General features: G+C 51.7%; 9 protein-coding genes. 6 read left to right on the top strand and 3 right to left on the bottom strand.

From position 1 onward, the window contains the following. Nucleotides 1–67: 67 nt before the first annotated feature. Complete coding sequence (locus LQZ19_RS05785; RefSeq protein ID WP_411046711.1) at nt 68–3148, top strand: UvrD-helicase domain-containing protein; 3081 nt, start codon at nt 68–70, stop codon at nt 3146–3148. A gap of 20 nt (nt 3149–3168) precedes the next feature. Further along, a complete protein-coding gene (locus tag LQZ19_RS05780) occupies nt 3169–4167 on the top strand; it encodes a Gfo/Idh/MocA family protein (RefSeq protein WP_411046710.1) in 999 nt (332 codons plus the stop codon). A 1-nt stretch (nt 4168) separates the two neighbouring features. Here the strand turns inward: LQZ19_RS05780 and LQZ19_RS05775 are convergent, their stop codons facing one another. Together LQZ19_RS05775 and LQZ19_RS05770 are read right to left on the bottom strand one after the other, a co-directional pair. After that, nucleotides 4169–4996 (bottom strand): exonuclease/endonuclease/phosphatase family protein, encoded by an 828-nt coding sequence (locus tag LQZ19_RS05775; RefSeq protein ID WP_411046709.1) that lies wholly within the window; start codon nt 4994–4996, stop codon nt 4169–4171. Nucleotides 4997–5014: 18 nt separating this feature from the next. Further along, nucleotides 5015–6511, bottom strand: coding sequence for an HDOD domain-containing protein (locus LQZ19_RS05770; RefSeq protein ID WP_411046708.1), 1497 nt, complete (start codon nt 6509–6511; stop codon nt 5015–5017). A gap of 120 nt (nt 6512–6631) precedes the next feature. Here LQZ19_RS05770 and LQZ19_RS05765 point away from each other — a divergent pair, with 120 nt between their 5' ends. The 4 genes from LQZ19_RS05765 to LQZ19_RS05750 are packed head-to-tail and all read left to right on the top strand — an operon-like array spanning nt 6632 to nt 9693. Then, nucleotides 6632–8098 (top strand): hypothetical protein, encoded by a 1467-nt coding sequence (locus LQZ19_RS05765; protein WP_411046707.1) that lies wholly within the window; start codon nt 6632–6634, stop codon nt 8096–8098. Continuing rightward, nucleotides 8095–8856 (top strand): Nif3-like dinuclear metal center hexameric protein, encoded by a 762-nt coding sequence (locus tag LQZ19_RS05760; protein WP_411046706.1) that lies wholly within the window; start codon nt 8095–8097, stop codon nt 8854–8856. The genes LQZ19_RS05765 and LQZ19_RS05760 overlap by 4 nt, the downstream gene beginning before the upstream one ends. A 13-nt stretch (nt 8857–8869) precedes the next feature. Beyond that, the gene (gene lspA / locus LQZ19_RS05755) at nt 8870–9412 is read left to right on the top strand and encodes a signal peptidase II (RefSeq protein ID WP_411046705.1); all 543 of its coding nucleotides are present in this window, start codon (nt 8870–8872) and stop codon (nt 9410–9412) included. Beyond that, nucleotides 9409–9693 carry a hypothetical protein gene (locus tag LQZ19_RS05750; RefSeq protein ID WP_411046704.1) on the top strand — a complete coding sequence of 95 codons (285 nt, stop codon included), beginning with the start codon at nt 9409–9411 and terminating at the stop codon, nt 9691–9693. The genes lspA and LQZ19_RS05750 overlap by 4 nt, the downstream gene beginning before the upstream one ends. On the opposite strand, the gene LQZ19_RS05745 is transcribed toward LQZ19_RS05750, so the two are convergent. Next, nucleotides 9668–11341: a hypothetical protein gene (locus tag LQZ19_RS05745; protein ID WP_411046729.1), complete on the bottom strand. Its 1674-nt coding sequence runs from the start codon at nt 11339–11341 to the stop codon at nt 9668–9670. The genes LQZ19_RS05750 and LQZ19_RS05745 overlap by 26 nt on opposite strands. Nucleotides 11342–12189: the final 848 nt, after the last annotated feature.

Genomic DNA, 12189 nt, shown 5'->3' with positions numbered 1-12189 from the left:
TTTTAATAGTAGTGATTATGATTTCCGATCCCTTGTCCGGCTATTTCTCCTCCCGTATACTGTTTTCATGCACCGGATTATCGCGGATCTTCACCTCCATTCCCCCTATTCCCGGGCTACCAGTAAACGGAATTCCCCCGCCTTCCTGGATCGTTGGGCGCAGATCAAGGGTATCAACCTGGCGGGAACCGGCGACTGTACCCATCCGCAGTGGCTTGCGGATCTGAAAGATGCGCTTGTTGAGGCGGAAGAGGGTTTCTATACCCTTAAAGAAGATATACGCCGGGATTTTGACCGCGGGCCTGCCCTGGAGGAAGGGCTCCCGCACCCGGCGAATGGGGTTCAGCCGGTACGGTTTGTGCTGACCGGAGAAATCAGCACGATTTACACCAGGGATACCAGGACCCGGAAGGTTCACCACCTGATCCTGCTCCCCAGCCTGGAGGCCGCGGCAGCCTTCCAGGTGCGGTTGGAACGGGTTGGTAATATCCGTTCCGATGGGCGGCCTATCCTGGGCTTGGATTCCCGGGACCTCCTGGAGCTGCTCTTGGAATCGGATCCACGGTCCCTGCTCATCCCCGCCCATATCTGGACTCCCTGGTTTTCCGTCCTGGGCGCCCGCTCGGGCTTCGACTCCATCGACGAATGTTACCGGGATTTGGCGCCCCATATTCACGCCATAGAAACGGGCCTTTCCTCTAATCCTCCCATGAACTGGGCCCTAAGCTCCCTGGACCGTTTCGCTATCATCTCCAATTCCGATGCCCATTCCCCGAATAAGCTCGGCCGCGAAGCTACGATCTTTAAGATGGATCCCTCCTACCCTGCCCTGGCTGCCGCCCTGTCCGGGGTAAGCCGGAAAACAGCCGGCCCGGCCCTCCTTGAGACACTGGAATTTTTCCCCCAGGAGGGGAAATACCATTATGACGGCCACCGGTCCTGCGATGTCTGCCTGAGCCCTGAGGAAAGCGCCGCCACCGCCGGTTCCTGCCCGGTCTGCGGCCAGCCTCTAACACCGGGGGTTTTGGGCCGGGTCCGGGAACTGGCGGACCGTCCGGTAAGCGAAGATACTCCCTGCCCTCCCGACTTTGCAGGAACCAACCGCCGCCCCTACCGTTCCCTCATACCCCTGGAAGAAATCCTGGGGGAAATCCTCGGTGTCGGGGTTGCCTCAAAAAAGGTAACCCAAGCCTATGGAATGCTTATCGAAAAGGCGGGCAGTGAATTTGCTATCCTGATGGACCGGAGTATTGGGGATCTCGAAAAACTGAACTGCCCCGGCATAAGCGGCGAACTCTTGTCCGCGGCGGTGGACCGGATGCGGAAAGGGGCAGTTTCCATAACTCCTGGCTACGACGGTATTTACGGGATCATCCGCGCCTTTCCGCAACGGGCTTCAGTTCATGGTTTGGATTTCCGGGGGAAGGACAGCGGCGCAGGGCTGTTTGGGGAAGAACCGGAAGCCCCGGACTTGAAGCTTAGAAACCCCGCGCCAAAACCCCGGGAAAGCCCGGCTAAACCCTCCGCCATGTCCGACGGGAATCCGGGTGCTCCGCCGAGGCCGCCAACCCAGGACCGGTTCATCCCGGACCCGGACCAGGAGCGGGCGATAAACCACCGCGGAGGCCCAGCCCTGATAATCGCCGGGCCGGGAACGGGAAAGACCGCAGTTCTGGCCCGGAGCATCGCCCGGCTTATGGACCAGCCGGAAGCAGGGGGCGTCCTGGCGCTGAGTTTTACGGTTAAGGCCGCAGAAGAACTGCGGGAACGCATAAAAGCGGCCATAGGAAACAGGGAAACTGCGGCCCTTACCGTGGGGACCTTCCATTCCCTGGGACGATCCATCCTCAAAGCTGAAGCCGCATCGGCTGGGCTCCGGGATGATTTTACCATCCTGGATGAGGAAGCGCGGACAGCATTACTCAAATCCCTTAGCGCCGGGAAAAAGCCCCGGGTTTCCGCCGGACGGCTGGGTTTATATATAGAAGAACGGAAACGGTTTCTCCTCCGGCCCGGGGATACCGGTCTCCGGCTTGGACCGGCGGCGGAAAAAATTCCGGAAGCGGCGGTTTCGGAAATCGGAATCCCGCCCTTGGATACGGGCCTGGACCAATGCTACCGGGAATACCGGGATGCCCTTAAAACCGGGAACACCCTGGACTTTGACGATCTTCTGGCGGGTACGGTCCGCCTCCTGGCCGCCAAACCGGAGCTGCTTGCAAAATACCAGGAACGGTTCGCCAATATCTTTGCCGACGAGTATCAGGACATCAATTTTGCACAGTACGCCCTGCTGCGGCTCCTGGCGCGGGAGGAAATCCGTGTCATCGGAGACCCGAACCAGGCCATATACGGCTTCCGGGGGGCCTCCAACCTTTATATGGAGCGGTTCCTGGCGGATTATCCCGGAGCGGCGGTCTACCGGCTCGGCAAAAGTTTCCGCTGCGCCGAACCCATCATCCGGGCGGCAAACCGACTTACCGGGGCCAGCCTGCGGGGTAATTCCGCCGCAGTATGCCTCTACCGTACACCCTACCCCACGGACCGGGCCGAGGCCGAAGGTATAGCCCGCAGAATTGATGCGCTTATCGGAGGAACCGGTTTCTTCGCTATCGACAGTGGCGTAGCCACTGGCGCCGACTGCGGCGTAGCCACTGGCGCCGACTGCGGCGCCGGTACCGGTCTTAGCAGCCTGGGCCAATGCGCCATCCTCATCCGGGCCGCCGCTATGGCGCCGCCCATTGAGGAAGCCCTCAAAAACCACGGCATCCCCTTCAGGCTCATGGGGGAAAATCTGGAGGATATCCGGTGGACCACCGAAGAGGTGGCGCTCATGACCATCCACGCTTCCAAGGGACTGGAATTCGACCACGTTTTTGTGAGCGGCCTGGAGGAGGGCATACTCCCCTTTACGCTTTTCGGTGAAAACAAAAAGGAAGATATCGCAGAAGAACAGCGGCTTCTCTACGTGGCCATGACCCGGGCCCGCAGGGGCCTCCACCTGTCCTGGGCCGCCTCCCGCAGTTTCCGCGGCAGGATACTTACCCAGCCGCCCAGCCGTTTCCTCGCCGGCCTGGAGAGCCTTATCCCCGAACTGAAACACGGTATGAAACGGGAACGGGATGGTCAGCTTGATCTGTTTTCATAAAAGGGGTTGAATAAAGTTATATGATTAATTTCGGCGTTATAGGAACCAATTGGATAAGCGATCAGTTCGCCGAGGCGGCTCATCTTACGGGCAAATACCGGCTGATTTCGGTTTTTTCACGTACCCCGGAAAAGGCAAGGGCCTTTGGCGCCAAATACGGAGCCCAATATTTTGAAACCGATTTAGAACGGTTTGCCGCCAATAAGGAACTTGATCTGGTTTATATCGCTTCTCCGAATTCCCTGCATTTTGGGTACGCAGAAACACTCATCAAAGCGGGAAAGGATCTGGTAGTGGAAAAACCGGCTTTCTCGAATATCGGGGAAACAGAAAAAATAATCGCCCTGGCGGAATCCCATAAGGTCCTTGTGTTTGAAGCGGCAAGGCAGATATACGAAAAAAATTACACTATCCTGAAAGAAAAATTACAGACCATTGGAGGAATCCGGGGGGCAACTCTGACCTATATGAAGTATTCCCCCAGGTATGATCTGGTTCTGAAAGGCGATGTACCGAATATTTTTTCCCGGGAATTTTCCGGCGGCGCAATGGCCGATCTCGGGGTATACCCTATCTATTCCGCCATTTACCTTTTTGGTATGCCCGAAAAAACTTATTACTTTTGCAACAAGATAAGTACCGGCGTCGATGGAACGGGTCTCGGTGTTTTCCGGTACCCGGATTTCGACGTAACCCTGCATTTCGGCAAAATAGCCGATTCCTTCCTGAAAAGCGAAATATGGGGCGGCGGCAAAACAATAACCATGGACGGAATGAATTCTATCGGTGTCATTGATATGTATGACCGGGAAACAAAAAAAGTGGAAAACATCGCCGAAAAAATCGACCCCAATCCCATGCTCGGCGAAGCGGAAGCCTTTGCGGACATAATTATAAACAGAAGCGCTGCGGCACAAATCAGCTGGCATAAATATCTGACAGAATTAATGCGGCAGGTAAGCGCCGTGATGACCAAAATGCGTCTGGAGAATGGAATCGTTTTTTCGGCGGACAAATAATTTAGTCCGTGTCCACACCGATATTAAACTCCGCCCAAACCGGATAATGATCGCTCACATGCCTTGGCTGTATGGTCAGGGCGGAAAAATCGTATACCTCATCAAACCGGATAACCCCGCAGGCGCCGGTGTAATCTTCGACTGCGGATGTGGTAATAATAATACGGTCATAGGTATTATCACTGGCCGCCAGGGTAGTATCATAATCATTAGTAATAATAATTTGGTACTCCTGCTCCGGGAATACGGCGGTCAATAAATCTTCATCATAGTATACGCCGTCGGCGTTAAAATCACCGACTATCACCACATCCCTTTCATCCCATAATTCCTGAAAGTATTTTACCACCCCAGGCATGGCGGAAATCTCCTGGGCGGCGTTTGAAGGCTGAATATGGTTATCTATCAGAATAAAATCGAATTTATCTTGGGTCTGAAAGTATACCCCCAGGGGATTTCTTTCAAATATGTCCTCCGGATCGGCCCAGGTAGTCTCGCCAAGGAGCTGCAGTTTTGTGGCGTCATAAATTACCCAATACTGTTCCTTTGAGCCGGATCGCCCTTCCCGGGGACCCAATACATAGGCATATTTGGGGGGCAGCAGGTGCATGAACTGTACCACCGGGGCGATGCCCCGGGACCGGACTTCCTGAACAGCGATCACATCGGAGCGGGAAATAATATCGATAAGAATGCTCACCACTTCGGGCTTGGCCATCTTTGATACGCCAAAGATCTGTATGTTGAAGGAACAGAGTTTTATAGACTCGGCGGAAAGCCGAATACCAAGGAAAACGAAGAGGATAAGGAATATACGGAAAAGCCGCAAAATCCTGTTATGGAACAATTATGTCTTATTCTCTTTCTTGAACCCCGCCGCGAACCGCGTAAGAAGACTGTCAATTTGATTTTTTGTGGTAATACCAAAGCTCTCCAGCACAGCGGGATCGAACTGATCAAAAGTTACATTGCCATTCTCGTATTCACAGAACATATTGGCCAGGTATACCGTATCCACCAGGGTCCGGTATTTTTCCGGAGCGGAGCGGGGATCGTGATGGTAGCGGATAGCGTTGACCAGAACTTCGGGGAAATTCCATTTTTCGGCGATCAGGGCGCCTATGTCGGCATGGTTCATCCCCGCAGAGAGATTTTCAAAGGTGGCGGAGGGAAGGGATTTTTGGGTGCAGAATTGCCGGATATGGTCCATTAAGTCGGGGTGAGCGCTGGCAAAGAGTATCTTACCCATGTCGTGGAGTATACCCCCTACATAGACATCGTCCAGAACATTGGGATCCTTGTGGAAAGCTTTAACAAGGTTAAATGCATAAAAAGCTGTTTTATAAGAATGCTCCCAAAGGGCTTTCTTGTCGGCCGATTCTTCACCAAGAACTTGCTGGGTCCCGTAGGAATAGAGGAGGTTCTTAATACCCCGGATACCCATCATTTTAACCGCTTCGGCAATGCTATCCACCTTTTTGGAAAGCATGTATTGGGCGGAATTGACGATTTTTAGGAGGTCCGCAGTAATCGCCGGGTCCATGGAAATCTTCCGGGCTATATTGGTTATTTCCGCCTTGGGATCCCCAATAAGCTTCTGTACCAGGAGTATGTTTTCCGGGAACTGGGGCAGGGATTTTACGTTATCCACAATAGAAGCGGAAAGAGCCTCAAAGTTCTCCACCAGCACCTTATCCATGGGGATGAGGACCCGGGCGATGGTTTCCTTCTCGTTGCTTGAAATGTCAAAACTATCTTCATTGAGGCCGATTTTTTTGAGCATCAGCACCAATATTACCAGGCCCAGACCGGCGCCTTCAGCATCGTCCAGTACCTGCCCCAGGGCGTCCTCCAGATTATCGTATTGCCGGGATCGGGCTAGCTTATCGTGGATACGGATCAGTTCAATTTTGGTTATGGCTACGTTATTGCGGACTTCGATATGAATGATATTATTTTTAATCTGCAGGATCAGTTTGATATAGAGGCCTTTTTCTTTTTGGAGCTGTAGGTAGTGGCCTATATTAGTCAGGGTATCCTCTTTAAAGGAGTCCATTCCGTCCTTATAATCCTTGGGGTTGTTAAGATCGAGTCCCCGTTCCATAAAATAAACCCGTTTGGTATTGGCCTTTTTGGCGTTCACCGCCAATTCCTGGACACAATAAACGATATAATCCTTTAAATTTTCCTTTTCAATCTGTTTGAGAAAGATAGTGATTACCTTCTCTATGTAGGCCTCTATTTCGTGAGGCAGAGTATAGGTCGTTATGGTCAAGGGTATACCGGATTGAACGGCTTTTTTTACTTTTGCTTCATCAACGGCTAATTCCTTTACAGGAGCCATACTTTACCTCTTCAACAATTTCTTCCCCGGTGGCAATGGAAACAAGTACTCTCTTCAGTTTACAGCATTAGGGCAAATTCACGCAAGGTCCCAGCTTGAAGATTATGGTAAATTCAAAGTATGATGGGGCAACAAAACATGTGGGAACTGAGAATTCTGGAACTGCTTATCGCCTTTTTTCTTCTTTTGCCCTTGATCCGGCCTTTTATCAAGGGGCTTTGGACTATAGATGGTTTGGCGGTACTCCCAATACTTGCCCTGGGAATTATCGCCGGTCTCTTTCCGGCATATGGAATACGGCCGGAATGTTTTCCCCTGATCGTATATGCGATTATCCTGAATATCACCAATCTTCCCGCCCTTAGCGCAGTTTTAGGTCGCCAAAAAAACGATAATTTTCGGGACCGGGGGTCCTTGTCTACGGGGATCTTCCTGGGTCTGCTCATCGCCGTCACCACTCTGGCCGTTTATTTTGTTCCTTCCCTTGATATAGATATGGCAAGTTCCGGGGTACGCTCCGCCCTTGTCAGAGACACAAACCGGAATATAGATCTGTTCCTGCGTATTTACAAGACGAACGAACCGGAACAATTCGGGAAGAATGCACTTCTGGTACTTATTCCCCCGGCGGCGGGTTCTTTGCTGACGGTGGACCGGCTCTGTGGGGAACTTTCCCAACGGGGCTTTACCGTATTAACCTATTCCCGAAAGGGGATCGACGCTCCGGCAATTGGGGATAACGGGACGAAGCATCTTCTATCCCCGGCCCGGAACATACAGCTTCTGCGGATCATATTCCATGGAACCACCTGGGCTGCGGCAAATAACCTGGGCCGCAGTCTGGAGGAAGAGCGGAAACAAGATCTGGAATTCCTGCTCTCTTCCCTCAAAAACCGGGATGGTATAGGGAATTTACTGGACGAAAATACAAACCGGAATCTTGTTTTTATCGCCGGATTCGGCGCCGGAGGCGCTGCCGCAGTCAGTTTGACCGCAGTTCCGGGATTTGCCGCCAGAAACCCAACCGTACGGGGGATTATCGGCCTGGAGAGTCCTATTTTATCCGCATTGGGGCAGGAAACCCCAAAAACCTTGGATATTTCGAGGAAAGAAGCGGGTTGGCTGCGATTTTTGTGGGCGAATCTTAGTGTCCGGATTGCCAATCTGAAGCCCAGAAGAGTCAAGGGCATAGACCAGCTTCCCCTGCCGGAGGTTCCGGCCCTATTCATCCTTTCCGACCGGGCTTTGTATTCGCGGGATCGGGAGCGCCGGTATATGAGCGCCCTGGAAAGCTTCCGGAAGGGGACAAGCCCCGCCGCCTTGGTGATGGTTCCCGGCGCAGGCCCCCTGGACTACTCGGATGCGCCGGAAAAATATCCCCTTTTGAGCCTGCTGCTTACCGGAGATATGGCGCCGGTGTGGACCCGGGCGGATTATCTGCCGGGAACCGCCTCGCTGATAATCAATTTTGCCGCCGCCGTGGAGAAAACCGGGCCCTTTAAAAGAACGATCCTGGACAGAAACATCTATATCGATACCAACAGGGCTTGGAATATGACGCTCACCGAGTATATACTAGGCTTATGACATCCCTCAAGTTGGACGCCTATTTCAGAAGCCTCCTTGATCTTGAAGGATTTGCCGGTATAGATCCTTCATTAAACGGTATCCAGGTGGACAATGATGGGGCGGAGATTTCAAAAATAGCCTTTGCGGTGGATGCCAGCCTGGAAACCTTTAAACGGGCTGCCGAGGCCGGAGCGGGGATGCTTTTTGTACACCACGGCCTTTTCTGGGGGCAGCCCCTGCGTGTTTCGGGTACCCACCGGGAGCGCCTGCGTTTTCTGTTGGAACACAATCTGGCGCTCTACGGTCTTCACCTGCCCCTGGATCAGCACCCATCACTGGGAAACAATGCCGGCTTAGCGGAACTGCTGGGGATTGATTCACCGGAACCCTTCGGGGAGTACCATGGCCGGAAAATCGGGTATAAGGGAAAGCTTGCGAAACCCTTGACTATTGAAGAGGCGGTTAAGCGGATCAGCTTTAAGGACCGGCCGCCCCTGGGGGTGTATCCCTTCGGAAAACAAGAAAACCTGAGCTGCGCGGTGGTCTCCGGAGGGGCAGCCGAGGAAGCCCTCCAGGCATTAGATGAGGGGATCGATCTGTATATTACCGGGGAAGCTTCTCATCAAATCTATCACCAAGTCCTGGAAGGGCATCTTAACATGATAGCCGGGGGGCACTATTCCACCGAGGTATGGGGAGTTCGACGGGTCATGGAAAACTGCGCTGCCCAGCTGAATTTGGAAGTTGAGTTTATCGACGTGCCTACAGGCTTATAAAAAAGGGATAAAAATGACCGCTAAAAATAAACATAAACTGATGCCCTTCCTGCTGACCAGCCTTATCATTTTAGCTGATCAACTGGTCAAGGGCTTTATCGTAAAAAACTGGCCTCTGCGGAGTCCAGGCGGTGGAGAATTCATCAAGGATGTATTCGACAATGATCTGATCTGGATTATCCATGTGCGAAACAAGGCTATAGCCTTTAGTTTAGGGAATAACCTTCCGGAGTTTCTGCGGCCGGCCCTGTTCATCATCCTGCCCTTGCTGGTATTAGCATTTCTGGGCTGGTATTATTTTAAAACCAATGAACTGAGCAATGTTCAGCGCTGGGCATTTGCGGGAATCATCGGCGGCGGTATCGGCAATATTGTTGATCGTATCTTCCGACCCGATGGTGTGGTGGATTTTATCAGCGTCAAGTTTTACGGTTTCCTGGGGTTTGATCGGTGGCCCACTTTCAATATCGCCGATGCCAGCGTGGTGATCTGCGGCATCCTTCTGTTCCTGACGATTATTATATTCCCCCCGCGTCCGGAGGCAACAGCCCGATGAGCAACAAAAAAACCAATACCCTGCTATTTATCCTGGCAGCTACGGTGGCTAATATTCTGATAACCATAATCAGTTTTTTTGTATTTTATCTTCTCTATGCCCTGCTTATAAAGCCTTGGCTGCCGGAAAATTCCACTATCTGGTGTCTGGCATTAATTTTTCTGATTGCCCTGGTAGTCTCTTTTATTACCTATCAGAAATTAGTAAAATTGTTCATGAAAAAGGTGGATGTACAAAAGTACTTCGATCCTATTTTTAAAGGTCCGACTTCGCGCGGTTAAGATCCCGCTGGTACAATTCCTGGTAGGTAAAGCTGCGGCCCTTGAGTTTTTCCTTAACTTCCTGGGTAAAGGGCATGTAGCGCCAGAAGATGCCCCGGACTTCCTTATCCAGCTTTTGGGTACCCTCACTTTCCTTGGTCATCCAGAGTACATAATCGTTGATAAAAAACTCTTTTAAATCGCCCTTAAATTTCTTTGCCGCAAACCACTGGTAATAGTTACCGGTAAGTCCCTCTTCCATCCAGTAGAAGGATGCTTTTTCTTTGGCATTCTGCCAGCGAAGATCCCCCACTGCGGTGAGCAGGGCCAGGGGCAGACTCTTGGAGTACATGGGAATCGCAATCCGGCCCCGGCTGGTTGCCCGGTTATGACGATCAAAGGGTTCCCAACACATCCCGGAATCCCCGTAACCGGGGATGAGAATTATGTGGGGAACAATGCGGTTCAGCTTGTTTTTATAGGACCGGCAAAAAGCCTGGGGATCTATACTTTCTACCCATTTAAGCTGGGTAAGGATGTTCTCCCTGGAAGCCACATCCTGGGGCATGCAGTGAAAGTACTCCTTGGTCAGTATGGGGAACTGATTCCCCTGGCGGCCTATGGTCATCTTGGCCATCTGCCGTATGGTACCGAATTCCGTATCCACCGCCTGGGAATCCACAGCAGAGTTAGCCCCCTCAGCTTCAACCTTATCATTCAGGGTCTCAACATCCTCCACGGCCTGGGTATATTCCTGTAAAAATATATTCAGTTCCCGATCCGCCTTGTACATCTGTTTTAAGATTTCCTGGACTTCGCTAAAAACCTTTTTCTGGATATCGCTAAAAAGAGAATGGATTTCCGGAAGCTCATCCATGGGATAATGTTCAATTATCTGGCCTATCTTTTCCTGGAGGTTCTGTTCCAGGTTCATCCGTTCTTCATCCTTTGCCTTAAGGAGGCCCTTGGCGCCGTCCCTCTTCCCCATAGCCTTATCCAAAAGCTGCTTCATTTTAACGGAAGCATTACCCCGGGAAACGTTTACTTCATCGGTGGAGGAAGCCCGGATTGTCCCGTTTCCCACCGCCCGGAGCCATTCATCCAGGTAATATATTGGCTCGGAATACTCGTTAGCCACCACAAACCTGGAAAAAAGATCCTTTTCCTCAGGACCGAGAAAGGATGGGTGCAGAATTCCAAAGCGGAGTAAAAATTTTTTTGGATCCGACAGCTTCCCCGCGGCTTTTTTAGCCACCCCCAACAAAAAATCCCAATAAACGGTGATGATCTGCTGCCGGAAGACCCCCCGATCCTTAGGGTCCTTGGCATTAAGGAACTTTTGGAGGATACCATGAAGCCGCTGGGCAATATCGCCCTCGTTAGAAAGGGCAATTTTATAGTAATTGGGATCACTGAAAGCAGGATTAGGGGTATCTTCTAACTTTTTTGTTACATCGGGAAAAGTGCCGCTAAGTTCAACCTCGTTCTCCTCACCGCCTTCCCCGGCATCCGCGTCCCCCGGATCATCAAAGGCCCCGGGAGGGGATACTGTTCCGGGGTCGCCTCCAAAAAGGCTGGAATAATCGGGAGATGCGGTACTGCCTGCAGACGAAGGAACCGCAGTACCTAACAAAGCGGCAAGTTCCGGGTCCATTTCTCCTTGAAACATATTATTTTCACCCATAAAACAAACTTCGATACAAAAAAGACTCCCTATTAGGTTATAGAGATTTTCGGGGGGGCTGTCAATGCAAGGCAAAAATATTTACTTTTCAAATATTGAGAAACTACCAAGAAATAGAAGAAGGTTTTGGTACAAGTCTAAGACCCCATTGCGGCCCTACGCACCTGCTTGGGCCGTAACGGGGGCAGGTCAGGGGGTCAATTCCACTGGGGTTAGGGTTTTTCGATTAGGATTTACGGTTTTAAAAAGTTCTGGAGGTGAGGGGAATTGAACCTTCGTATCTTTTGTCAAAGACCCCGTTGCGGCCCTACGCCCTGCTTGGGCCGTAACGGGGCAGGTCAGGGGTTCAATTCCACTGGGATTAAGGTTTTTCGATTAGGATTTACGGTTCTAAAAAGTTCTGGAGGTGAGGGGAATTGAACCTTCGTGTCTTTTGTCAAAGACCCCGTTGCGGCCCTACGCCCTGCTTGGGCCGTAACGGGGCAGGTCAGGGGTTCAATTCCACTGGGATTAGGGTTTGTCGATGAAGATTTACGGTTCTAAAAAGTCTTGGAGGTGAGGGGAATTGAACCTTCGTATCTTGCGCCAAAGACCCCGTTGCGGCCCTACGCACCTGCTTGGGCCGTAATGGGGCAGGTCAGGGGTTCAATTCCACTGGAAATGGGAGTTTTGTCGATAAAGATTTACGGTTCTAAAAAGCTCTGGAGGTGAGGGGAATTGAACCTTCGTATCTTGCGCCAAAGACCCCGTTGCGGCCCTACGCACTTGCTTGGGCCGTAACGGGGCAGGTCAGGGGTTCAATTCCACTAAGATTAGGGGTTTGTCGATGAAGA

Source organism: Treponema primitia, from assembly GCF_046533075.1.
GTDB lineage: Bacteria > Spirochaetota > Spirochaetia > Treponematales > Breznakiellaceae > Termitinema > Termitinema primitia_B.
The sequence above is the reverse complement of the archived record's forward strand: the minus strand, read 5'-3'. Positions and strand labels throughout refer to the sequence as shown.